25 protein-coding genes and 2 tRNA genes are annotated in these 23,120 nt (G+C 63.9%); 14 read left to right on the forward strand and 13 right to left on the reverse strand.

Annotated features, from left to right (window positions below):
- Window positions 1–25: 25 nt before the first annotated feature.
- Complete coding sequence (locus tag AC4P1R_RS16440; protein ID WP_069459857.1) at window positions 26–817, reverse strand: YdcF family protein; 792 nt, start codon at window positions 815–817, stop codon at window positions 26–28.
- A gap of 181 nt (window positions 818–998) precedes the next feature.
- Here AC4P1R_RS16440 and AC4P1R_RS16445 point away from each other — a divergent pair, with 181 nt between their 5' ends.
- A complete protein-coding gene (locus tag AC4P1R_RS16445) occupies window positions 999–1,391 on the forward strand; it encodes a cupin domain-containing protein (protein ID WP_492177210.1) in 393 nt (130 codons plus the stop codon).
- 206 nt (window positions 1,392–1,597) lie between these two features.
- Here AC4P1R_RS16445 and AC4P1R_RS16450 read toward each other — a convergent pair.
- Both AC4P1R_RS16450 and AC4P1R_RS16455 read right to left on the reverse strand, forming a co-directional pair.
- A tRNA-Ala gene (locus AC4P1R_RS16450) sits at window positions 1,598–1,673 on the reverse strand.
- Between the two features lie 245 nt (window positions 1,674–1,918).
- Complete coding sequence (locus tag AC4P1R_RS16455; protein WP_069460030.1) at window positions 1,919–2,311, reverse strand: TIGR02300 family protein; 393 nt, start codon at window positions 2,309–2,311, stop codon at window positions 1,919–1,921.
- A 283-nt stretch (window positions 2,312–2,594) separates the two neighbouring features.
- Here AC4P1R_RS16455 and aroA point away from each other — a divergent pair, with 283 nt between their 5' ends.
- The 3 genes from aroA to rpsA all read left to right on the forward strand — a co-directional run bounded on the left by aroA (window position 2,595) and on the right by rpsA (window position 6,567).
- Window positions 2,595–3,962 (forward strand): 3-phosphoshikimate 1-carboxyvinyltransferase, encoded by a 1,368-nt coding sequence (aroA, locus tag AC4P1R_RS16460; RefSeq protein ID WP_151611883.1) that lies wholly within the window; start codon window positions 2,595–2,597, stop codon window positions 3,960–3,962.
- The gene (gene cmk / locus AC4P1R_RS16465; protein ID WP_492177211.1) at window positions 3,962–4,600 is read left to right on the forward strand and encodes a (d)CMP kinase; all 639 of its coding nucleotides are present in this window, start codon (window positions 3,962–3,964) and stop codon (window positions 4,598–4,600) included. The genes aroA and cmk overlap by 1 nt, the downstream gene beginning before the upstream one ends.
- 260 nt (window positions 4,601–4,860) lie before the next feature.
- Entirely contained in the window at window positions 4,861–6,567 is a 1,707-nt protein-coding gene (gene rpsA / locus AC4P1R_RS16470) for a 30S ribosomal protein S1 (protein ID WP_069459853.1), read from the forward strand.
- 188 nt (window positions 6,568–6,755) lie between these two features.
- On the opposite strand, the gene AC4P1R_RS16475 is transcribed toward rpsA, so the two are convergent.
- A complete protein-coding gene (locus AC4P1R_RS16475) occupies window positions 6,756–8,294 on the reverse strand; it encodes a hypothetical protein (RefSeq protein ID WP_492177212.1) in 1,539 nt (512 codons plus the stop codon).
- A gap of 323 nt (window positions 8,295–8,617) precedes the next feature.
- On the opposite strand from AC4P1R_RS16475, the gene AC4P1R_RS16480 reads away from it, so the two are divergent.
- A complete protein-coding gene (locus tag AC4P1R_RS16480; RefSeq protein WP_492177213.1) occupies window positions 8,618–8,971 on the forward strand; it encodes a DUF6665 family protein in 354 nt (117 codons plus the stop codon).
- Here the strand turns inward: AC4P1R_RS16480 and AC4P1R_RS16485 are convergent.
- Window positions 8,968–9,489: a BA14K family protein gene (locus AC4P1R_RS16485; protein WP_069459851.1), complete on the reverse strand. Its 522-nt coding sequence runs from the start codon at window positions 9,487–9,489 to the stop codon at window positions 8,968–8,970. The genes AC4P1R_RS16480 and AC4P1R_RS16485 overlap by 4 nt on opposite strands.
- A 313-nt stretch (window positions 9,490–9,802) precedes the next feature.
- Here AC4P1R_RS16485 and AC4P1R_RS16490 point away from each other — a divergent pair.
- Window positions 9,803–9,887: transfer RNA gene (locus AC4P1R_RS16490), tRNA-Leu, on the forward strand.
- 139 nt (window positions 9,888–10,026) lie between these two features.
- Here the strand turns inward: AC4P1R_RS16490 and AC4P1R_RS16495 are convergent.
- Window positions 10,027–11,058 (reverse strand): hydroxyacid dehydrogenase, encoded by a 1,032-nt coding sequence (locus AC4P1R_RS16495; RefSeq protein WP_069459850.1) that lies wholly within the window; start codon window positions 11,056–11,058, stop codon window positions 10,027–10,029.
- Window positions 11,059–11,140: 82 nt separating this feature from the next.
- Window positions 11,141–11,470, reverse strand: coding sequence for a hypothetical protein (locus AC4P1R_RS16500; protein ID WP_069459849.1), 330 nt, complete (start codon window positions 11,468–11,470; stop codon window positions 11,141–11,143).
- Between the two features lie 118 nt (window positions 11,471–11,588).
- Here AC4P1R_RS16500 and AC4P1R_RS16505 point away from each other — a divergent pair, with 118 nt between their 5' ends.
- A complete protein-coding gene (locus AC4P1R_RS16505; protein WP_069459848.1) occupies window positions 11,589–12,215 on the forward strand; it encodes a ribonuclease D in 627 nt (208 codons plus the stop codon).
- A 12-nt stretch (window positions 12,216–12,227) separates the two neighbouring features.
- On the opposite strand, the gene AC4P1R_RS16510 is transcribed toward AC4P1R_RS16505, so the two are convergent.
- Window positions 12,228–12,641, reverse strand: a complete 414-nt coding sequence (locus AC4P1R_RS16510) for a YqaA family protein (protein WP_083265384.1) — start codon at window positions 12,639–12,641, stop codon at window positions 12,228–12,230.
- Between the two features lie 14 nt (window positions 12,642–12,655).
- Entirely contained in the window at window positions 12,656–12,937 is a 282-nt protein-coding gene (locus AC4P1R_RS16515) for an Rdx family protein (RefSeq protein WP_069459847.1), read from the reverse strand.
- A 287-nt stretch (window positions 12,938–13,224) separates the two neighbouring features.
- Here AC4P1R_RS16515 and AC4P1R_RS16520 point away from each other — a divergent pair, with 287 nt between their 5' ends.
- Both AC4P1R_RS16520 and AC4P1R_RS16525 read left to right on the forward strand, forming a co-directional pair.
- Complete coding sequence (locus tag AC4P1R_RS16520; RefSeq protein WP_069459846.1) at window positions 13,225–13,680, forward strand: DoxX family protein; 456 nt, start codon at window positions 13,225–13,227, stop codon at window positions 13,678–13,680.
- 108 nt (window positions 13,681–13,788) lie between these two features.
- On the forward strand, window positions 13,789–14,274 hold the full coding sequence (locus tag AC4P1R_RS16525; protein WP_069459845.1) for a GFA family protein: 486 nt from the start codon (window positions 13,789–13,791) through the stop codon (window positions 14,272–14,274).
- 287 nt (window positions 14,275–14,561) lie between these two features.
- On the opposite strand, the gene lepA is transcribed toward AC4P1R_RS16525, so the two are convergent.
- Entirely contained in the window at window positions 14,562–16,397 is a 1,836-nt protein-coding gene (gene lepA, locus AC4P1R_RS16530; protein ID WP_069459844.1) for a translation elongation factor 4, read from the reverse strand.
- 72 nt (window positions 16,398–16,469) lie between these two features.
- The gene (locus AC4P1R_RS16535; RefSeq protein WP_069459843.1) at window positions 16,470–17,711 is read right to left on the reverse strand and encodes an MFS transporter; all 1,242 of its coding nucleotides are present in this window, start codon (window positions 17,709–17,711) and stop codon (window positions 16,470–16,472) included.
- Window positions 17,712–17,843: 132 nt separating this feature from the next.
- Between AC4P1R_RS16535 and AC4P1R_RS16540 the strand changes: the two genes are divergently transcribed.
- The 4 genes from AC4P1R_RS16540 to AC4P1R_RS16555 all read left to right on the forward strand — a co-directional run bounded on the left by AC4P1R_RS16540 (window position 17,844) and on the right by AC4P1R_RS16555 (window position 20,498).
- Window positions 17,844–18,419, forward strand: a complete 576-nt coding sequence (locus AC4P1R_RS16540; protein ID WP_192803728.1) for a helix-turn-helix domain-containing protein — start codon at window positions 17,844–17,846, stop codon at window positions 18,417–18,419.
- A gap of 2 nt (window positions 18,420–18,421) precedes the next feature.
- Window positions 18,422–18,949 (forward strand): GNAT family N-acetyltransferase, encoded by a 528-nt coding sequence (locus tag AC4P1R_RS16545; RefSeq protein WP_492177214.1) that lies wholly within the window; start codon window positions 18,422–18,424, stop codon window positions 18,947–18,949.
- A 68-nt stretch (window positions 18,950–19,017) separates the two neighbouring features.
- Window positions 19,018–20,043, forward strand: coding sequence for a histone deacetylase family protein (locus tag AC4P1R_RS16550; protein WP_492177215.1), 1,026 nt, complete (start codon window positions 19,018–19,020; stop codon window positions 20,041–20,043).
- A gap of 107 nt (window positions 20,044–20,150) precedes the next feature.
- Window positions 20,151–20,498, forward strand: a complete 348-nt coding sequence (locus AC4P1R_RS16555; protein WP_151611891.1) for an antibiotic biosynthesis monooxygenase family protein — start codon at window positions 20,151–20,153, stop codon at window positions 20,496–20,498.
- A 4-nt stretch (window positions 20,499–20,502) separates the two neighbouring features.
- On the opposite strand, the gene AC4P1R_RS16560 is transcribed toward AC4P1R_RS16555, so the two are convergent.
- On the reverse strand, window positions 20,503–21,141 hold the full coding sequence (locus AC4P1R_RS16560) for an exopolysaccharide biosynthesis protein (RefSeq protein ID WP_069459838.1): 639 nt from the start codon (window positions 21,139–21,141) through the stop codon (window positions 20,503–20,505).
- Window positions 21,142–21,573: 432 nt separating this feature from the next.
- Between AC4P1R_RS16560 and AC4P1R_RS16565 the strand changes: the two genes are divergently transcribed.
- Entirely contained in the window at window positions 21,574–22,239 is a 666-nt protein-coding gene (locus tag AC4P1R_RS16565; protein ID WP_069460028.1) for a YiaD family glycine zipper/OmpA-like lipoprotein, read from the forward strand.
- Window positions 22,240–22,291: 52 nt separating this feature from the next.
- Here AC4P1R_RS16565 and AC4P1R_RS16570 read toward each other — a convergent pair whose 3' ends face one another.
- Entirely contained in the window at window positions 22,292–23,104 is an 813-nt protein-coding gene (locus tag AC4P1R_RS16570) for a class I SAM-dependent methyltransferase (protein ID WP_069459836.1), read from the reverse strand.
- Window positions 23,105–23,120: the final 16 nt, after the last annotated feature.

Genomic DNA, 23,120 nt, shown 5'->3' on the forward strand with positions numbered 1-23,120 from the left:
TGCCTCCTCTCGTCAATGGCTGCCATCAACCCGAATCCGGCAGGACCGTCGGCGTTCGGCCGGTCAAGTAGTAGCCGATCAGGCCGATCCATTCGCGCGCCGCGGTGGTCGTCAATTGGGCATTGAGCGAGGGCTGGGTGAAATCAAAGCCGAGCCGAACCTTGCCGCTGGTGCGGTAGTCCGTCGGCCAGGGCATGACATCTACCCCGAGCCTGCGGAACAGGCCGACCGAACGGGGCATGTGGAAGGCGGAGGTGACGAGCGCGCAGTTCTCAAGCCGATGGGCGGCGAGCAGGTCCTTCGTGTTCGCCGCGTTCTCGAAGGTCGTGCGCGATTCTTCCTCGCGGATCAGACGCTCCGGCCGGATGCCGAAAGCCGCAAAGAAGGCTTCCGACGCCCTCGCATCGCCCTCATAAGTCCCGCTGAACGATCCGTCGCCGCCTGAGACCAGAACGCGTGCCGCCGGATAGGTCCTGGCGAGCCTGACCGTCTCGACGAAGCGATCGCCCGCCTGGTTGAACTCCAGGCCGCCGCGTCCCGCCATCACCTCGTTCTCGAAGGCCCCGCCAAGCACGATGATGCAGGAGAGTTCCCGCGGCGGCGAGGGGCGGGGAAACCGGTCCTCCAGGATCTGCAAGAAATAGGAGCCCGTGCTCGTGAACAGGGTCAAGAACAGCACGAGAAGCCCGAGCACGCTCAAGGCGCCGCTGGTTCGCCGAAGACGGGCGAAGGTCAGCAGCAGGCCGATCAGCAGGCTGAAGAAGGCGAAGGAAAGCGGCTGGGCGACGAGCCAGAAGATTTTCGAAGCGAGGAACATAAAGCCGTTCTTCGGGGGCGGATGGTTAAAATTCCGGAAAATCGACCGGAGAACGAATTGTCACCCGGCATGCAGTTACCTTGGTGTCTGCCCCATGCCGCCCGCGTGTCTTAATATGACGATGGTGCCACAGGGAGGGAAACCGATGAAACGATCTTGCGCATTTTCAACATGTCTCGTTGTGCTGGGCGTCACGGCTGCGGTTGCTCAAGACGATCCGTTGCCGCAGGGCTTCGAGACGCAGCCGCTGATCAAGACGGGCGTGAGCAGAGATGATGATCCGATCGTCTACCCCACCGGAAATCCCGAGGTGATCTCCGTTATCGGTACGCTGACAAAGAACGGACGGACCGCCCTGCACGAACATCCCGTACCCGTGTACGTCTATATCATGGAAGGCGAGGTGGAATTGAGAACGGAAGGCAAGGAGCCGCATCGCTACAAGGCGGGTGAGGCATTCATCGAAACGCAGAACCGCAAGCACCAGGCCTTCAACGCGTCCGACATGCCGACCAAGATTCTAGTGGTTTTTATCGGCGAACAAGGCAAGCCGACAACGGTTGTGACGGAGTGATGGCAGTCCGCTCGGGCGCTGGAGATATATCAACCTGCACCAATATTGATCGAAAACGCCCTGAGTGGCCCGTCTGTCGGCCGCCAGCGGGGTCGCAAACCTCGACCGATGCACGAGCATGGCTCTGCGGTCCGCTCCTCACAGGACATCCGCAGCCGGTCTCACGCACTCGGTGCAGGTTGGTTAAGGCGCCTCGGGAGAGAGTTTGGTGGAGCTAAGCGGGATCGAACCGCTGACCTCCTGCGTGCCATGCAAGCGCTCTCCCAGCTGAGCTATAGCCCCATCGAGGGTCCGGCTGTGCCGGTCCGGGAACATCGTCGGGCCATCGTGCCCGGCGAGTGGCGGCTTATTACTTCTGCTTTTTGCAGATGGCAAGCCGAAAATTGAAGGCCGGTGCGATTTTCTCTGTCCCCCCGGCTTTGACCCCGACCGCGGGCTGTTCCGGCGGGCGGGGCGGTTTCACGCGTCTTTTGAGACCCTTAGGTCAAGGGCATGCGGGCGAAGCCGCCCGCATCGCTGGAGCTTGATCAGACGTCTTCGTCGTCGTCGGAGACGCCGATGATGTCGCTCATGTCGTCATCATCGTCCTCGTCGTCGGTCTCAAGGAACGTGCTGTCGTCGTCGTCGCTGTCGATCTCGACGTCGTCATCGCCGAGATCCGGCAGGTCGTCGCCGCCCGCAGCCTCGTCGTCGGCATCCTCGAGCGAAACGAGTTCGACTTCCGTGTTCTCTGCATCGACTTCCGTGACGTCTTCCTCCTCCTCCTTCTCGAGCACCTTGGCGACGGAGCTTTCCTCGAAGAAGGACAGCGGATAGGACTTGCCCGTATAGGGGGAGACGATCGGATCACGGTTCAGATCGTAAAATTTGCGCCCGGTTTCCGGGTCGATACGCTTTGTTCCAAGTTCCGGTTTTGCCACAGTCAAAGCCTCTTGAATGGCCGGCGAGCCGGCACTTGCCGGTAATCCCGGCTGATGGAAAGGTATCAAACTGATGATTGATTAGCCGGTCCCCTTAATCGTCTTGGCCGCGTCTGTCAAAGACAAACTTCCGTGTCGCGTCACGGCAATTTCTTCCCCTTGAGAGGATGACCCATTTTCAGCTTTGTGTTACGGAGCCGGCCAGACGGAGCGGCTCCACCTTTTGCCATCACAGCAGGGTTGCGGGCCGCCGCCACGCCGGACTGTTAGAGGAAAAAGCACCATGTCCCACGGCCAGAGCTCGCGGCCCGCCACCGCACGCAAGTCTTCCGATCTCAAAGGCACCGTGCGGATCCCCGGCGACAAGTCGATCTCGCATCGCTCCTTCATGTTCGGCGGCCTTGCCTCGGGCGAGACGCGCATCACCGGCCTGCTCGAAGGCGAGGACGTGATCAACACCGGCAAGGCCATGCAGGCCATGGGCGCGAAAATCCGCAAGGAGGGCGACGCCTGGATCATCGACGGTGTCGGAAACGGGGCGCTGCTCGCGCCGGAAGCGCCGCTCGATTTCGGCAATGCCGGCACGGGCTGCCGCCTGACCATGGGCCTGGTCGGCGTCTATGATTTCGCGTCCACCTTCGTCGGCGACGCCTCGCTTACGAAGCGGCCGATGGGGCGCGTCCTCGATCCGCTGCGTGAGATGGGCGTGCAGGTGAAGTCGGCCGAGGGCGACCGCCTGCCGGTGATGCTGCACGGGCCGAAGACGCCGAACCCGATCACCTATCGCGTGCCGATGGCTTCCGCCCAGGTGAAGTCCGCCGTGCTGCTCGCCGGCCTCAACACGCCCGGCATCACAACCGTCATAGAGCCGGTGATGACGCGCGATCACACGGAAAAGATGCTCCAGGGCTTCGGCGCCGATCTCTCGGTCGAGACCGATGCGGCGGGCGTGCGCACCATCCGCCTCGAGGGCCGCGGCAGGCTCACCGGCCAGGTGATCGACGTGCCCGGCGACCCGTCCTCGACCGCCTTTCCGCTGGTCGCCGCCCTTATCGTTCCGGGTTCCGACGTCACCATTCTCAACGTCCTGATGAACCCGACCCGTACCGGCCTGATCCTGACGCTGCAGGAAATGGGCGCCAACATCGAGGTCATGAACAAGCGCCTTGCCGGCGGCGAGGACGTCGCGGATCTGCGCGTGCGCCATTCCGAACTGAAGGGGGTCACCGTGCCGGAAGAGCGCGCACCGTCGATGATCGACGAATATCCGGTGCTCGCCGTCGCCGCCGCCTTTGCCGAGGGCACCACGGTGATGAACGGGCTCGACGAGCTGCGCGTCAAGGAATCGGACAGGCTTTCCGCCGTTGCCGATGGCCTGAAGCTCAACGGCGTCGATTGCGACGAGGGCGAAGCCTCGCTCGTGGTGCGGGGGCGCCCCGATGGCAAGGGCCTCGGCAACGCCCCGGGCGAAAAGGTGAAAACCCATCTCGATCACCGCATCGCCATGAGCTTCCTCGTCCTGGGGCTCGCCTCGGAACATCCAGTGACGGTCGACGACGCGACGATGATCGCCACCAGCTTCCCGGAATTCATGGGCCTGATGACGGGGCTGGGCGCGAAGATCGAGCAGACCGAGACCAAGGCAGGGTGATGACACTGGTGATTGCCATCGACGGACCCGCAGCAGCCGGCAAGGGAACGCTCTCGCGCCGCATCGCCGAGGAATACGGCTTCCATCATCTCGATACCGGGCTCACCTATCGCGCCACCGCGAAGGCGCTTCTCGATGCGCGACTGCCGCTCGACGATGAGGAGGTGGCGGAGAAGACGGCGCGCGAGGTGGAGCTTGCCGGGCTCGATCGTTCCGTGCTTTCGGCCCATGAGATCGGCGAAACGGCCTCGAAGATCGCCGTCATGCCGGCCGTGCGCAGGGCGCTGGTCGAGGCGCAGCGCGCCTTTTCCCGGAAGGAGCCGGGAACGGTGCTCGACGGCCGCGACATCGGCACCGTCGTCTGCCCCGATGCGGCGGTGAAGCTCTATGTCACCGCCTCGCCCGAAGTCCGGGCGAGGCGGCGCTATGACGAGATCGTCGCCGGCGGCGGGAGTGCCGACTATGACGCCATCTTCGAGGACGTGAAACGGCGCGATGAGCGCGACATGGGCCGGACCGACAGCCCGCTCAGGCCCGCCGAGGACGCGCACTTGCTTGACACGTCTGAAATGAGTATAGAGGCGGCATTCCAGGCGGCGAAAATGCTGATCGACGCGGCCTTGAAAGAGAATATCTGAGGAAGGCCTCGTCCTCGGCCCCGGCCGGACTGCCTTCCGGCATGATCTCGAAAACCCTACCGCGGTTTCGGGACGGATCATGCGAAATCAAGAATCCGGATCGTGACGACAGTTCGACAGAATGGTCGGCATGTTCCGAAGAAGCCTGAAATTCCGTCCACGCGCCGGAAAGCCCCGTTGAAGGGGCGGACTGGGTTCAGGCCGTTCAACGCGAACCACCGGCGCATATGCGTCTCAAGCGAGATGCAGCAGGAGATTATATGTCTGCAACCACCCCCACCCGTGATGATTTCGCAGCACTTCTGGAAGAGTCCTTCGCCAAGACGGACCTCGCCGAAGGCTACGTCGCCAAGGGCGTCGTCACGGCCATCGAAAAGGACGTCGCCATCGTCGACGTCGGTCTCAAGGTCGAAGGCCGCGTGCCGCTGAAGGAATTCGGCGCCAAGGCAAAGGACGGCGCGCTCAAGGTCGGCGACGAGGTCGAAGTTTACGTTGAGCGCATCGAAAACGCGCTCGGCGAAGCCGTGCTCTCGCGCGAGAAGGCTCGCCGCGAGGAAAGCTGGCAGCGCCTGGAAGTGAAGTTCGAAGCCGGCGAGCGTGTCGAAGGCATCATCTTCAACCAGGTCAAGGGCGGCTTCACCGTCGATCTCGACGGCGCCGTGGCCTTCCTGCCGCGTTCGCAGGTCGACATCCGTCCGATCCGCGACGTGACGCCGCTGATGCATAACCCGCAGCCCTTCGAAATCCTGAAGATGGACAAGCGCCGCGGCAACATCGTCGTTTCGCGCCGCACGGTTCTGGAAGAGTCCCGCGCCGAGCAGCGTTCTGAGATCGTTCAGAACCTCGAGGAAGGCCAGGTTGTCGAAGGCGTCGTCAAGAACATCACCGATTACGGTGCGTTCGTCGACCTCGGCGGCATCGACGGCCTGCTGCACGTCACCGACATGGCATGGCGCCGCGTCAACCATCCGTCGGAGATCCTGAGCATCGGCCAGCAGGTCAAGGTCCAGATCATCCGCATCAACCAGGAAACCCACCGCATCTCGCTCGGCATGAAGCAGCTCGAGTCCGATCCGTGGGATGGCATCGGTGCGAAGTATCCGGTCGGCAAGAAGATCACCGGTACCGTCACGAACATCACCGACTACGGTGCGTTCGTCGAGCTGGAGCCGGGCATCGAAGGCCTGATCCACATCTCCGAAATGTCCTGGACCAAGAAGAACGTCCATCCCGGCAAGATCCTGTCCACCAGCCAGGAAGTCGACGTGGTCGTTCTCGAAGTCGACCCGACCAAGCGCCGCATCTCGCTCGGCCTCAAGCAGACGCTCGAGAACCCGTGGCAGGCCTTCGCCCATAGCCATCCGGCCGGCACCGAAGTCGAAGGCGAAGTCAAGAACAAGACCGAGTTCGGTCTGTTCATCGGCCTCGACGGCGATGTCGATGGCATGGTCCACCTCTCCGATCTCGACTGGAACCGCCCGGGCGAGCAGGTCATTGAGGAATTCAACAAGGGCGATGTCGTCCGTGCTGTCGTTCTCGATGTGGACGTCGACAAGGAGCGCATCTCGCTCGGCATCAAGCAGCTCGGCCGCGATGCCGTTGGTGAAGCTGCCGCTTCCGGAGAACTGCGCAAGAACGCCGTCGTTTCGGCCGAGGTCATCGGCGTCAACGATGGCGGCATCGAGGTGAAGCTCGTCAACCACGAGGACATCACGGCCTTCATCCGCCGCGCCGATCTCTCGCGTGACCGCGACGAGCAGCGCCCGGAGCGCTTCTCCGTCGGCCAGACCGTCGATGCCCGCGTCACCAACTTCTCCAAGAAGGACCGCAAGATCCAGCTGTCGATCAAGGCTCTGGAAATCGCGGAAGAGAAGGAAGCCGTCGCTCAGTTCGGTTCGTCCGACTCCGGCGCTTCGCTCGGCGACATTCTGGGTGCGGCCCTCAAGAGCCGCCAGGGCAACGAATAATCGTTCTTGCACTGACAGCAATGGAACCCGCGGAGAGCGATCTCCGCGGGTTTTTTCATGGGCGGAACTACACGACGGACAGGATTGCCGTAGCGCCCGGGGATTTCGGCATCGGTTGAGGAGACATGAGGTCGACGGGACGCGGCGCGATTCGCGGATGATCTGCGCGACCGGGCAGAGCACGATGCTCAACCGAGGCCGCCGAGTTTCCTGTAGAGATCGTAGGGATCGGCGTCCGGCTCTTCCGACGGATCATCTTCGCCGTGCTGACGGGCGTCGCCTTCGCCGCCATCCTCCGCTCCGGCTTCGGCATTCTCATCGCTCTCGTCCTGCGGCTCCCGCTCCGGCTTGTCATTTTCCGCCTCCGCCTGGGTCGGCGGGAAGGGGACAAGCGCAAAAGGGATGACTTCTTTGGGAAGTCCGCTGTCGACGAGAAGGGCGATCGCCTGCTGCGTCGACGGGTCGTCGGGCGCCTGCAGCGGACGCTGCTGGATGGCGGCACCGTCCCGGGAAGGAGGGTCGTTCCGGTCCATCGCGTCCGGATCGACGGAAGGCTCGCCGCCTGCCATCGTGCTACGCGACCGAATGGCGCTATCCCGCGCCGGTTCTTGGGTGGGAAGATCCGCTGACGGGTGCCGTCGATCGCCGGGGGAACCCGGCGATTCCGATCGCGCGCCGACCGCCGGCTTGTGCAAGTCGGCGGGGCTCTCGCCCGCAAGCGCGTTGACGGCATCGCCGAGCGCGCGCGAGGGGGCTGCCGTTCCATTCCGCGCGGCGGACGGCCGCGCCTGTTGCCGCTCGCCTTCCCCCCTGGCCCGCGGCGGCCCGTAGGTACCGTCCGAATCCGGTCCCGCTGGGCCTTCTTCCGGCTCTCGGTCCGCCCCACCGTGTCGCGCCTGCTCCGTCTTCGCTTCGGCCTTCCGCCTTGCATCGGAGACGGGTGTGTCGCCACCCGAGGCTGCCGGTGTCTGGCCGGCCTTCTCTGGCGGTGCCCGTGGGGCGCTGCTGTCGGCATCGCCGGGCAAAATCCTGTGCACCGTTTCCGTGGGGCCGTCTTCAATCGGGGCCGGACTATGCGTTTCGACCGGAGCCCGGCGGCTCTCGCCGGCATTTTCCGGCTTTGGACTGCCCGCACGCGCCGCGTCCGGCCTCAGCTCGGGCCGGTCTTCGATCGCCGGATCGGTTCCTCCGGCCTCGCCATCGGCGCCGAAAGTTCTTTTCAACATCGCCTGCAGCAAGGCCGCGTCGGCTGTCGAGGCCGGCGCAGCAGGATTCTGCAGCGGCGGCGCCGACAGGGGCAAGCTTCTAATTGCAGGCCGCTCGGCAGGAAGCGGCGGTACGGCCCCGGGCTCGGCCGGCGGCACGCTTGCCGCTTCGCGGGCTGCCGCGGCGAGACGTTGTAGCGGATTGCGGGAAAGCTCCCTCTCGACGGCGAGACGTTCAGGTGCGGGCAGGGATTCGATGAACGCCACCAGCCGTCGAGCGGCGGCCAGTTCCCTGTCCTGGGGCAGGAACGACGATTTCAGGAGGCGGGAAAGATCGTCGGTCAACCGCGCAACGGCATCGCTGGAAACTACCTGATCGCCGGAAAGGTGATGGGCGAGCGCATCGAGGATCTTCTGGACCGCCACTGCCCGCGGGCCCACGGAGGGCAGCGAACGGCGAACACCCTGGGCGTCATCGCCCGGGCCGGTCGCGTTCCTGATCGTGACGATGGGCATCGGCATCTGCTCTCCAAGGCGCGCGGCGGTCCGTGCCGAGCTATGCTCGCCGTCGCGATTCCAGGTGATCGGAGGGGCGCTTCATGCGCTTTGCTGCATGTCTTTGCACTTAAAGTCGCGGTCGATTCCAGGAGACAGGCAGTTGCCCGCATGGTCCGCCGCGGGCTCGAACGCTTCGACTCTGCGCATCGAGCGCCAAAGATAAACCGGAGAGGTTTATCAAGCGTTAACCATGTTGTAGGGGGGCGCGGCCGCCCTTGCATCGGAACTTCTCCAGGTCCATCCTGCCTCTGCCGAGACACCGGATCCCGAACTTGATGGAGCCGCCGATGACAATCCGTCCGCCGCAATCGCTCAGTCCTCGCGGGGTCACCGGCAGTGGCCTCAACGTTTTGGAATACGAGCTGATGGCGGAGCGCGCGGACGCGCTTGGCCGCCACGGCCTGAAAGTCGAGACAGCGATCGCGGCGCTGAGCGGTTTCGACGCCGACAAGCAGCCGCCGCAGGAAAGGCATCGGCTGCTCGACGAGGCAGCCGATGCGGTCTGGGCATTTCTGATCCAGCGCGAAATATGCGGCTTGCGCGACAGCCGTGACGTCGTTCGCCGCTATGGCATCCCAAAGGAGGTCATGGCGCGCCTGGGCATCGTCCGCAGACGACAGTCCCGGGCCGAGCCCGCTTAGCGGTACGGCGAATTGCAGACCCTGTAGAGCCCGCTATAGGCCAGATAACGGTTGGTCGCCGGATTGTAGGAGCGATAGCGCGACAGGCACCAGTTCACATGCGCGCTGTAACCCTGCCCGACATAGCCGGGACGGTAATGTCGGTAGCCGTAATCGGGGCGGAAATAGCGGTAGCCATAGTAGCCGGGGCCGTAATACCGGGGACCGAAATAATAGCGGTTCCCATAATAGTAGCGGCCCGGATAATAGCCGGGACCCGTCCCGATAGTGATGCTGATGCCCGAGCGTCTCGGATAATAGCCGCCACCCCAGCCGCCGTAGGTGCCCGACCACGGCCCGTAATAGCGCGGGCCCCAGCCATAATAGTGTCCACGGTGGCGCACGGGCTCGATTTCCGCCGGCACCGAGGCCGCTATGTCGAGCACCGGACGCGGCATGGCCATGGCAGGCGCTGCAGGAGGGATCACGGAGGCGGCCGCCAATGCGCAGCTCAGAACGAAATTGCGAAATCCCGTCATCTTGTCCTCACTTTCAGAAAGCCGTGCTTTCCGGTTACCGTCCCTTCTCTGTCCTTGCTGTTTGCGGGTTTATCCCAACGCCGCGGCACGCGTCTGAAATGCCGGATTTCCGCGCCGGTCAGCATGCCTCAAGCATGCGCCTCTTGAGCGGTGATGTCACTGAATTTCTTCAGCTATCGCCGCGGGCAGGGGTTCGCCGCGAAGTGCCGTCACGCGATCGCACGATTTTGCCTCGGCTTTTTCGCCTTCCGACACGAAAACTTCAAAATGCCTGTTGACACTTTGGGCCGGGCCTTTTACATGCCGGTCCGTCGCCCAGATGGCGGAATTGGTAGACGCGCAGGTTTCAGGTACCTGTGCCGCGAGGCGTGGAGGTTCGAGTCCTCTTCTGGGCACCATTTCCCCTTTTCAGATCGTCTCTGACGATCATGAATTGCAGAAAAGACCCGGTTCGCCGGGTTTTTTGCATGTCAGGGGTGCGCTCTTTCAAGCCGCTCTGTCCGCCTGCCCGGTGCGTTATTGCCCGGTTGGGGCGCGTCAATTGACCGTGACCGGCCGCGAGCGCATCCGCCTGACCGTTTCGCGCTCCGCCCGCTTGCAGCGCATCGGCGGCAGGTCGCGGTCCATCAGTTCCATGTCCTCAAGCACCATGTCGCCCATCTTCTTGAACGCGACGTCGAGCGCCCCCGCGCGATGCGCAGAGCGCAGGAAACCCGGAAGCCTGCGGATCCTGTGGTCGAGCGGCAGCGGTTCTTCCGGAAAGACGTCGCTCGCCGCGAGGATATGGCCGCGCTCGACCGCCGCAACGAGCGCGTCGAAGTCGACGACGCCGGCGCGGCTGAGGAGGATGAAGGCGGCGCCGCGGCGCATCCTGGCGAAGGCATCGGCGCCGAGGAAGCCCTCGTTCTCGCTCGTCACGGCGGCGACGACGAAGACGAAATCACTTTCAGAAAGCACCATTTCCAGCAAAGCCGGCTCGACGCCGCTGTCCTTGAGAAGGGAGGCCGGCAGCCAGGGGTCATGAACGCGGATGCGGGCGCGGAATCCGGAAAGCACGCGGTTCAAGGCTCGTCCGAGATCACCGAAGCCGATGATGCCGATCTCGGAGCCGGAAAGAAGCCGCGCCGAGCGGTTGCCTTCGCCGCCCCAGAGCTCGCGCCCTTCGCGAAAGGCGAGATCGGCATCGACGATGCCGCGGGCGAGATTGAGCGCCATTGCGAGACCCAGTTCCGCCACCGGCTCGGCGAAGACCTGCCCCGTCGTCAGCACATGAATGCCGCGGCGGAACAGGATCGCATAGGGCATGTTGTCGAGGAGATTGCTTTCGACATTGAGGATCGCCCGCAAGCGCGGCAGGCGCTCGAGCGTGTCCTCGTCCAGGGGTGGCTGGCCTATGATATAGCGCGCTTCGCCGAGCGTCTCGTCGCCTAGCCCGGCAAAGTCTGCGGGATCGGCTTCGATCACACGATAGCCCCGATGGAGCAAGGCAAGGGCCTCGGGCGTGAAGATCAGATCGAGTGTGCGTGGCGCGGGGGCGCTGATGACGAGCGGGCGGTCTATCTCCGTCATGTCTCTCCTCCCGATCGGCTGCGGGCACGGCAACCGTTTCATCTTTGCAGGAGCAGGCAACCCTTGCCAAGACGGCTGCGGGTCAATAGTTCAGCCCGCGTTTCTGCCGCTCGAGCGACGGCGGCAGCCGCCCGCTCTGGAAGACCGGACCGCCGCCCTTGCGGCAGCGGTAGATGGTTTCATAGCGAGGCCGGCCGCTGGAGGGCTCGAACGGACCGTAACGGTCGACGAAAACCTGCTCGCAGACCACATCGGCACCTTCCTTGAGCGGATCGAGCGGCTCAACGCCGGGAAGGTCGTGAAACGCCTGCGCAAGCTGCAGCGTCGCCCGGTCCGCCAAGCCTGGCTGGGAGGAGAGACCGAGAAGCAGAGCGGCCAGAGGAAGCGCCGAGGCGGAACGAAACCTGATCATGCTTGCGGACTTTTCCGGCAGGGGCCGGCGAATTCGACGCCGACGCGAGAGGAACGGTATCGCGGCCGCCAAACTTGCGCTATAGGCCAACGACGTTGAAGGCATTTGGGGATTTTCAATGGCAAATACAATAAGGTTCCACGAAGGCGATATTTCCGCGACGGACGCCGCGCGCTATACGGGTGCGATCGCCATCGACACGGAAACGCTGGGCCTTGTCCCCCGCCGCGACCGCCTTTGCGTCGTGCAGCTCTCCCCGGGCGACGGCAGCGCCGACGTGATCCGCATCGCCGCCGGCCAGAGGCAAGCGCCGAATCTCGTAGCGATGCTCGCCGATCCCGCCCGCCAGAAGATCTTCCATTTCGGCCGCTTCGATATCGCAGTGCTGTTCCACACCTTCGGCGTCACGGCGGCGCCCGTCTTCTGCACGAAGATCGCCTCGCGTCTCACCCGCACCTATACGGACCGGCACGGGCTCAAGGACAATCTCAAGGAACTGCTCGACGTCGACATTTCCAAGCAGCAGCAATCGTCCGACTGGGCCGCCGATATCCTCTCGCCGGCGCAGCTCGAATATGCGGCTTCCGACGTGCTCCATCTGCATGCCTTGCGCGACAGGCTGACCGAACGCCTCCTGCGCGACGGCCGCATCGAGCATGCCGAAGCCTGCTTCGCCTTCCTGCCGACACGGGCCAAGCTGGACCTGCTCGGCTGGGAAGAGACCGATATTTTCGCCCACAGCTGAGCGTGCGGCGGCTCAGGGCGTCAGCCACAGAAGCGCGGCATAACGCGCCGCCTTGCCGATCGTCACATAGACGAGGAAGATGGTAAGCGGGGTGCGCAGCAAGCCGGCGGCCAAGGTCAGCGGATCGCCGATGATCGGCAGCCAGGAGAAAAGCAGCACCGGCTGTCCGTAGCGGGTGAACAGCGTCTCGGCCTTCCGCCGGGCAGGCGATGACACGGGAAACCAACTTCGGCCCTCGAAACGCAAGAAGAACCGGCCGAGCGCGAAGTTGACGAGCGCTCCGAGCACATTGCCGGCCGTTGCCGAAAGAAAGAGTGCCGTCCGGCTCGTCTCGGCCGTAAGCGCCGCGGCGGCGACCGCCGCTTCCGACAGGCCGAACAACAGGGTCGCGGAGAGAAAGGCGGCGCCGAAGACGCCCGCAAGCATGCCGAGATCCAGTGTCAGCTCCTGTCGACGTGACCGAGATCGCGCTCGGGCTCGATGACGTCTCGGATCCGCTGCTTCAGTTCCTTCGGACCGGGAAAGCCGCCATCGCGCTTGCGCTCCCAGACGAGTTCGCTATCGACGCGGATCTCGAAATTGCCGCCGGTGCCGGGGATCAGCGCCACTTCTCCAAGCGTGTCGGCAAAGGTTGACAAGAGTTCCTGCGCCATCCAGCCGGCCCGCAGCAGCCAGTTACACTGGGTGCAATAGAGAATCGTGACGCGCGGCTTTTCACTCATACGGCATGTCCTGTTTGCGTTCTGCGGGCACAGTATAGCATCGGCCCGAAAATCGTACCGATTTTCGGAAAGCTCGATGCGCAGAGTGAAAGAGTTACAGCGACCTTTGCGCGTCTGTTAAGACGCGCGGCGCTGTAGCCCCGCGGTCGGTCCGGAACAACCGGCCCCTCACCGCCTCTTCACATAAATGTCAACTGGGGAAGTCATGATTTTGCCGGGCGCCCCTTGCTTTCGGAAGGGTGTGCGGCAAGAGACTTCTCCACTGCAACAACTGCGAGAGAGATTTGATGACCGATACCACTCATACGAACAGCCGCCCGCGCGCGATCCTGCCGGCGCTCGAAAAGCTCTACCTGCCGCTCGACACCTTCGCCGAGACGCTGTTGCGCGTGCTTGCGGGTGCGCTGCTCGTCACCCATGGCTACGGCAAGATCCTCGATCCCTTCGGCGCGGTCGGCATGGTGGAAGGCCTCGGCTTCTATCCGGGCGTCTTCTGGTCGCCGCTGCTTTCCGCCACCGAATTCTTCGGCGGCATCTTCATCGCCATCGGCTTCCTGACGCGGCCGGCCGCCTTCGCGGCCACCATCGTGCTCATCGTCACGGTCTATTTCCATGGGATCGTCCAGGGCCAGGGTCTCGGCGGCGCAGAGAAATCGATACTCTGGGCGGCGATCACCTTCTTCTTCGCGATCCGCGGCGCCAACAGCCATTCGGTCGACGCCAAGCTCGGCAAGCAGTTCTGAGCCTGCCGTTTCGGCATACGGCCCGCTTCGGCCGTATGCCGGTCCGGTTCTAAGCCGCTCTTGCAAGCCGGCGCCGCCCATGGTGATCTCGGTTGACGGAGGTGGACCATGCACGAACCGATCGAAGGCGGCTGTTTCTGCGGCCGCATCCGCTACAGGCTGAAGCGCCGGCCAATGTTCGTCCATTGCTGCCACTGTACCGATTGCCAGCGGCAGGTGGGCAGCGCCTTCGCCATCAACGGCCTTGTCGAGGCGGAGAACGTCGAGCTTCTGCAAGGCGAACCCGTTTTGGTGACGCTCACGACCGACAGCGGCCGCCCGCATGACGTCTACCGTTGCGCCGGGTGCCAGTCGCCGCTCTGGAGTGATTACGGCCGGCGCAAGTGGCTCTCATTCCTGCGCCTTGCCACGCTCGACCGGCCGTCCGAATTCACACCCAATGTGCATATCTACACCCGTTCGAAGCTCGACTGGCTGCCGCTGCCGCCGGGCGCCAGGGCTTTCGAGGCCTATTACAACGTCAAGGCGGAGTGGCCGAAGGAAAGCCTGGAACGGCTCGAAGCGGCGCGGGCCAAGGCAAAGGCAAAGGGATAGGTCCGGTCATGACGTCGAACGAGCGCGATAAGATGATGGCGGGCGAGTGTATCGCGGGGCACACCGACTGCGCAGGGGATAGACGTGAAACGGCGGCATCAGATTGCCGGTATCTGGCCACGGCAGCCGGGTCTTTCGACAAAGCCGTTCTGCATCGGCGATTGACTGGGCGTTCTTCACGCGCAAGGGCCTTTCCTGTTCGGCCCTTTTAGCTTGCGAGATTGCCCTTCAGCTGCATGTGAATGGCTGGTCTTAAGATCGCGCGGCTGAGAAAACAGATCGCGCAATCACTCGTCGCCCATCTTCAGCGCCGCGATGAACGCCTCCTGCGGGATCTCCACCTTGCCGAACTGGCGCATGCGCTTCTTGCCTTCCTTCTGCTTTTCCAGAAGCTTGCGCTTGCGGGTGGCGTCGCCGCCGTAGCACTTGGCGGTAACGTCCTTGCGCAGCGCCCGCACCGTCTCGCGGGCGATGATACGGCCGCCGATCGCCGCCTGGATCGGGATCTGGAACATGTGCTGCGGGATCAGGTCCTTGAGCTTCTCGCACATGACGCGGCCGCGCTTTTCCGCCGCCGAGCGGTGGACGAGCATCGACAGCGCATCGACCGGCTCGCCATTGACGAGGATCGACATCTTGACGAGATCGCTCTCGCGATAGTCCGAGAGGTGGTAATCGAAGGAGGCGTAGCCCTTGGAGATCGACTTCAGCCGGTCGTAGAAATCGAAAACGACTTCGTTGAGCGGCAGGTCGTAGGTCAGCATCGCGCGGTTGCCGACATAGGTGAGTTCAGTCTGGATGCCGCGCCGGTCCTGGCAGAGCTTCAGGATGCCGCCGAGATATTCGTCCGGCGTCATGATCGTCGCGCGGATCCACGGCTCGCGGAATTCGGCGATCTTGACGACATCCGGCATATCGGCCGGATTGTGCAGCTCCTTCTCGGTACCGTCGGTCATGGTCAGCTGATAGACGACCGAAGGAGCGGTCGCGATCAGGTCGAGGTCGAACTCGCGCGACAGCCGCTCCTGGATGATTTCGAGATGCAGGAGTCCGAGGAACCCGCAGCGGAAACCGAAGCCGAGCGCGGCGGAGGATTCCATTTCGAAGGAGAAGGAGGCGTCGTTCAAGCGCAGCTTGCCCATGGCGCTGCGCAGCTCCTCGAAATCGGCGGCGTCGACCGGGAAGAGGCCGCAGAAAACTACCGGTTGGGCCGGCTTGAAGCCGGGAAGCGCTTCTGCCGTCGGGCGCTTGTCGTCGGTGATCGTGTCGCCGACGCGGGTGTCGGCCACTTCCTTGATCGAAGCGGTGATGAAGCCGATCTCGCCGGGGCCAAGCGAATCAAACGCCACCATCTTCGGCGTCAGCACGCCGACGCGTTCGATCGTGTACTTGGCGCCGGTGCCCATCATGCGGATGGTCTGGCCCTTGGCCAGGACGCCGTCGATGATGCGCACCAGAACCATGACGCCGAGATAGGTGTCGTACCAGCTGTCGACGAGCAGGGCCTTGAGCGGCGCCTTCTCGCCGCCGGGGCTCTTCGGCGCCGGCAGCCTGTTTACGATCGCTTCGAGCACGTCGGGAATGCCGAGACCGGTCTTGGCCGAGATCATCACGGCATCGGAGGCGTCGATGCCGATCACCTCCTCGATCTGATCCTTGATCCGCTCCGGTTCCGCCGCCGGCAGGTCGATCTTGTTGAGCACGGTCACGAGCTCGTGGTTGTTGTCGATCGCCTGGTAGACATTGGCGAGCGTCTGCGCTTCGACGCCCTGGCTGGCGTCGACGACGAGCAGCGAGCCTTCGCAGGCCGAGAGCGAGCGCGAGACCTCGTAGGCGAAGTCGACATGCCCGGGCGTGTCGATGAGGTTCAGGACATAGGTCTCGCCGTCATTGGCCTTGTAGTGCAGGCGCACGGTCTGCGCCTTGATGGTGATGCCGCGCTCCCGCTCGATATCCATGCTGTCCAGGACCTGCTCGGACATTTCGCGCTCCGCAAGCCCGCCGGTTGACTGGATCAGCCGGTCGGCCAGCGTCGACTTGCCGTGGTCGATATGGGCCACGATCGAGAAGTTGCGGATGTGTGACAGGGGCGTCTTGGAATTTGGTGTGCTCATGGGCCGCATATAGCAGCGCGTTCAGGCGGCGCAAAGCGGGAAATGAAGGCTTCGTTCACTATAAATTCGGCCGTGAGGCGGCTACTCCGGACGCGCTTCCGCCTCGCCCAATGGAGCGTCACTGGGCAACTGGGCGCTCTTCAGTTCAAAGGCCCCGCGAAGCGGCGGCGGGACGTGCTCGCGCGTGCGCAGGCGCAGGAGTACGAAGGCGGCGTAGAGCAGCGCCACCACCATCGTCGCGGGGATGAACAGGCCTGCGCCGAAGGCGGGCGTGAGTGCGGTCACCAGCAGCGGCACGACCGTCGCCGCCGCGGACCAGGCGACGAGGAGGGTGCTTGCAAGCGGCACGAAATCGTCCGGATCGGTGCGGTCGTTGGCATGGGCATTGGCAATCGAGTAGATCGTTTCGACGGCCCCGGCAAAAACCGCGAAGACCAGCATCAGCAGCCAGAGCCTGTCGAAAGAGACGGCGAGGGCTGCAAGCCCGGCCCCCATGATGAGCACCGAGGTGGCGACCAGCACGATGCGGCGATCGATGCGGTCGGAGAACGCTCCCATCGGATACTGGATGAGAAGCAGCCCGAACTGCATGACGAACATCAGAGTCGCCACCTCGCGCTGGCTCATCGCATTGGCGGCGGCATAGATCGGCGTGAAGCCCTGCACCAGCATGGAGAGGCCGCCGGAGGCGAGCACGCCGATGAAGGCAACCGGGGAACTGCGCCACGCCATGGCGATGTCGATGCGGACCCGGGCGGGCGCGGGCGGTGTCGGCAGCCGCGTCAGTCCGATCGGCAGGATCGCGATCGCCGTGAAGAAGATGGTGGCGATCGGCGCGAGATTGCCCTCGAGTGGGACCTGCCCGAAGAGCCAGGCGCCGGTCCCTAGCCCGATCACATAGGCCATGTAGAAGAGCGCCATGGCCTTGCCGCGCCAGTGATTGTCGCTGGCATGGTTCAGCCAGCTCTGGGCGATGATGAAGTTGGTGTTGGCGGCGGCGCCGTAAAGGCCGCGAGCAAGAATCCAGAGTGCGGGGTTGACGCCGAGGCTGATCAATACCGCGGCCAGGATGACGATCGCCATCGAGCACGAAAAGGCTCGGGCATGGCCGACGCGGCGGATCAGCGGACCCGCCAGCACGCAACCGACGAGACCGCCAAAGGCGATCGCCGTCACTGCGGCCCCCGGAACCCAGTCCGCCGCCATGGAGCGGGTCAGGACAAACGGGACATAGGCGAGCATCATGCCGTTGCCGATGGCGACCGCCGTCATCGACGTAACGATGCTGGCGATCGACAAGAGCGCTGAAGGGGACCTGCTCAAGCTGCTCTCCTCACGAAGCCGCCTCGCAAGACTAGCGCGGCCGCGGCCGTCGCAGTGTCGTCCGAGCGGCATCGGCAAAGTTTATTTTTCACGGTCCTTGACTCCATTATAGGAGAAATCCATTCTCAAATAATGGATGCAACGACCACTCTCGAACGGACGATCGGCAAGCGGGTGCGCGAACTGCGTGCGGCGGGCTCGCTGACGCTCGATGAACTGGCCATGCGCTCCGGCGTCAGCCGCGCGATGATTTCGCGCATCGAGCGCGGCGAGGCGAGCCCGACGGCCCAACTCCTGGCAAAACTTTGCAGCGCACTCGGCACAACGCTGTCGACCCTTTTTGCTACCGCAGGCAACGACGCCTCGCCAATTGCGCGGCGGGCGGAGCAGCGGCTGTGGCGTGATCCGGAAAGTGGCTATCTCCGCCGCTCGGTTTCGCCGGAAGGTCTCGGTTCACCGGTCGATATCGTCGAGGTCGAATTTCCGCCGGGGGCGCGTGTCGTCTTCGAGCGTCAGCCGGCCGACCGCGGCATCACCCAGCACCTCTGGCTCTTCTCCGGGCGGCTGGAACTGACGATGGAGAACGGCCCGCTGGTGCTCGAGGCGGGCGACTGCCTCTTCATGGGGCTCGAAGAGGCCCATGTCTTTCACAATCCCTATGACGAGACGGCGCATTACGCCGTCATCCTCTGCCGCACCAAGGTGTAACCATGCCCGATGCAATCATCCGCGTCCTGACCGGAGAAGAAACCCGTGCCGCACTGCCGGCGCTTGCCGAGGTGCTTTCCGATTGCGTCGAGGGCGGCGCATCGGTCGGCTTCATGCAGCCCTTTGCCCCGCAGGACGCACGACCCTTCTGGGAAAGCGTTGCGGCCGCAGTTGCCCGGAGCGAAACCGTGCTGATCGTCGCCGAGGTCGATGGCCGGGCGCTCGGCACCGTGCAGATCGGCCTTGCGACGATGCCGAACCAGCCGCACCGCGCCGACATCAAGAAGCTGCTGGTGCATCGGCAGGCGCGCGGGCTCGGCCTTGCGCGCCGGCTGATGGAGCAAGCGGAGGCCGAAGCGGTGAAACGGGGAAGGCGGGTACTGGTGCTTGATACCGCCACCGGCGAACCGGCCGAGGCCATTTACGAGCGCTTCGGCTGGCAACGGGTGGGCGTCGTTCCCGATTATGCGCTGATGCCGGACGGCCGCTATTGCGCGACCACACTGTTCTACAAGCATCTTTCCGCCTAAGCAGGTTCCGCAAAAGTGTCGACGCTTTGCGTCGCTTGGCTCAGCACTCCACCAGTCAGGACCCCGAGATGCGCGTATTCTATTCCGAAGACCACAAACTCAGAGACGCCCGCACCGAACTGCATGGCGGCGAACTCGTTGCGCCCTTCGAGGCGCCGTTTCGGGCCGAGTGGATCCTCGCCGCCGTCAAAGAAGCGGGCTTTTCCGATGTCGTCGCGCCGGGGCGTCACGGCATGGAAACGGCACTGAAGCTCCATGCGGTGGACTATCTCGAATTCCTCGAGACAGCCTGGGACCGCTGGGTGGCCGACGGCTATCGGGGCGAGGCCATTCCCGCCTGCTTCCCGGCGCGGCGCATGCGCCAGCATCCGCCGAAGGATATCGACGGCGCGCTCGGCTATTACGCCTTCGCCGCCGAAACGGCGATCACCGATGGCACCTTCGCCGCCGCACGCGCCGCGATGGACTGCGCGCTTTCGGCGGCGGAGCATGTCGCGGCCGGCAATCCTGCCGCCTTCGCGCTTTGCCGCCCGCCGGGCCACCATGCCGCGATCGACCTTTTCGGCGGCTATTCCTTCATCAACAACGCCGCCTGCGCGGCCCAGCGCCTGCGCGATCTCGGCGCGACGAAGGTCGCCGTCCTCGACGTCGATTTTCACCACGGCAATGGCACACAGGACATCTTCTACGAGCGCGGCGACGTCTTCTTCGCCTCGCTGCATGGCGACCCCGCCGATGCCTTTCCGCATTTTCTCGGCTTCGCCGACGAGGAAGGGGCCGGCGTCGGCCTGGGCTCGACGAAGAACTATCCGCTGCCGCGCGGCACGACCTTCGAGACCTGGAGCGCGGCGATGGACGACGCGTTGTCGCGCATCGCCGATTTCGGTGCCGAGGCCCTCGTTCTCTCGCTGGGGGTCGATACGTTCGAGCGCGATCCGATCAGCTTCTTCAAGCTGAAGTCGGAGGATTATCTCCGCATGGGGGAACGCTTGAAGAGTATGGGCTTGCCGACCGTGGTCTGCATGGAGGGCGGCTATGGCGTCCCGGAGATTGGCCTGAACGTCGCCAATGTGCTCATGGGCATCGCCCGCTGATTTTTCTCCATCCGGCTATTGACCTCAACTTTGGTTGAGGTCGTACCAACGAGCGCGCTTGTCAGGCCGCGATCGAGCGGCCGGGCTTTTAGCTAAAGGAGAAGTCGATGAGTGAGATTGAGCAGGCCGCGTCGCAGCCCCTGTACCGCGTGAACAAATTCGCTGTGCCGCCGGAAGCGCGAGACGAGTTCCTCGACCTCGTGGCAAAGACCTTTGCCGTCGTCCGCAGCCAGGAGGGTTATGTACGCGATTGGATCCTGGAGCAGAATGCCGGTCCGGGCGTGTTCAATTTCGTCACGATGATCGAGTTTGCGAGCGAGGAGGTCGCGCCCCGGATCGTCTCCGCCCTGGCGGCACTGGACAGGGAACTGCGCCTCGACCGGGAAGCGATGATGGGGCGGCTTAATATCCGCACCGATTTCGGCAGCTACAAGCGCCTGGAGTCGCTTGTCTGACGCCTCAGGAGATGAAGAAGTTCGAAAGGCCCTGACCTGCGGCGAAGGCGGCATAGCCGAGCATGGTGAAATAGATTGTGGTCGCGACGAGAAAGAAATAGCCCGCGGCCACCGTCAGCCCGTCCCGCTGGATAATGCCGAGCGACAGGAGCAGGATGGCGATGGCCGGGAGCGTATTCGACAGCGGTACCAGCCCGAGGGGGAACATCAGCAGTACGCCACCGGCCATGATCATTAGGCCGTTGAAGCGGTTCATAACGGCGCCTTGGGTAAGGCCGTGAAGCCGCGGTCGCACGAACCGGTCGAGTTTCGCCACGAATGCCGCTCCCTTCCTGAGGGTCGGCACCAGCTTCTCGGTGTCGATCTGCCGGTCGAGAATGCGCCGGGGCAACCAGGGGAGACGGTTCAGGGTGATCGCCAGAGAGATGAGGATGATGGCTGCACCGAACACGGTGCTCACCCCGGGGATCGATACCGGAATCAGGAACGGCAGCGTCAGCAGCGCGCAAAGAAGCAGGAATCCCTGCTCGCCGATTTCGACCATCAACTCGCGCAGCGTGATCGTATCGCCGCGGATCGAAGCGATCATTCCGGTGAGCGTGTCGCTGAGACTGCGTTCCGTATCGCCGAACTCGATCGTCATGTCTGGCCCTTCTCCAATCGCTCCGGTCCGCCGGCAATACCCGCTTTGCGAGGGATGCCGGGGCTCATTTACCTTCAGTAATACAACCTCGTGCCGAATGCGACTCCGCGCGTCGGAGCCGCCTATCCAGAAGAGAAACGCAGGACCGCGGTTGTGCGAGGCTCGGTTAGCGGGCGCTCTGGACAGCAATGTGGCGGAGGTGCGCCGCCACTACAGCGCCGCGCGTCTTATTTAACGCGCAGAGGTCGCTGTAGCACTTTAAATTGCTGCATATCTTTGTCCTTGAATCGAGGTCGATGAAAGGAGACATGCAGGTAGTCCTCGTGCCGGCCGTGGCGCAATCTGCCTCTGTGGAAAGCCGCCGCCGCTCCATCTTCCTGCCGCAATCCATGGTATGAAGCAGCTTCAGCACCAATGGGGATTACTGATTCGATGATCAAGAAATGCGCCATCCTTGCAGTTGCCGCCGTCTATCTCTCCGGATGCACGACCACCGATCCCTATACGGGAGAGCAGAAGATGTCGAACACGGCCGGCGGCGCGCTGATCGGCGCGGGCCTCGGCGCGGCGACCGGTCTCTTGGTCGGCGGCAGCGCTGCCGGGCGCCGTGACGCCGCACTCGTTGGAGCCGGCATCGGCGCACTCGGCGGCGGCCTCGTCGGCAACTACATGGATCAGCAGGAGGCGGAGCTGCGCGCCCAGCTCCAGGGCACCGGTGTCTCTGTGACGCGTGCCGGCGACCGCATCATCCTCAATATGCCGTCGAACATCACCTTTGCGACCGACCGCGACCAGGTGATTCCGGACTTCTATTCGACGCTCGATTCCGTTGCGATCGTGCTGCGCAAGTTCAACAAGACGCTGATCGACGTCGACGGCCATACTGATTCGACCGGCAGCGCCTCCTATAACCAGGGCCTCTCCGAGCGTCGCGCCGCCTCCGTCGCCAACTATCTTGGCAGCCGCGGCATCGATCAGCGGCGCATCTCCACGATGGGCTACGGCCTGCAGCGCCCGATTGCCTCGAATGCCACGGAAGCCGGCCGCGCCCAAAACCGCCGCGTCGAGATTTCGATCGCGCCGATCAAACAGGGCTGAGTCTCGCATCCGCATTCGCAGGGGCCGCCGGGAAACCGTGCGGCCTTTCGCGCTAGAATCGGTAGCGCAGGATCTGGCCCATACGGCAGTGGAGGAAGCCGAGCTGCAGGAACTGCACGGCGATGCGGGTCGACGGTGACAGGCGCGCCAGTTGTGCGCCATTCCACTCGCAATGATCCTCGATGAGTGCGAGACCCGGCACTTGCCGCTCAAGCTCGGTCGCGTCGTCGACGGCCCAGCGGAGCACGGCGCCGGTGGCTCGAATGGCAGGATTGTAGCAGAGCAATCGGGTCGCTATCGCGCTATAGGCGTCGAAGGCAATTTCGCCGCTGGGGAAATAGCCAACAAGACGTCGCAACAATGCAGGCACCTGATCCGGTTCCAGGTAGGGCAGCACGCCCTCGGCAAGGATCATGGCGGGGCCGTCGCTGGGGAGCTTCTCCATCCATTTCTTCCCGACGATGGATCCGGAGATCATCGTGTAGCCTTCGGGGCAAGGATAGACCTTCCGCCTGAGGGCGATGACGTCCGCAAAATCGATGTCGAACCAGCGCACCTGCCGGGGAGGGCAGACGCGAAAGACCCGGCTGTCGAGCCCGCAGCCAAGATGGACGACGATTGCATCGGGATTCCGGTCGATGAAGGCGGCGGTCCAGCGGTCGAGCAGGTGGGCGCGGATTGCAATGCCGACGGCCATGTCGTGGCCGACCCTCAGCCGCTCGAAGTCCTGGCCGATTCGCCGGAGCACCGCGGCGGCGCGGCGATCATTGAGGAGAGAGTCCGGCATGCGGCTTTCATCGGCCTTCGCCTGCAGTGTGATGAGCAGGGTTTCCCTCACTCCCGTGAAGCGGATCTCCGGTTCCATCGCGTTCTCCGGGGCC

The sequence above is a fragment of the Sinorhizobium sp. Y406 genome (assembly GCF_058732025.1).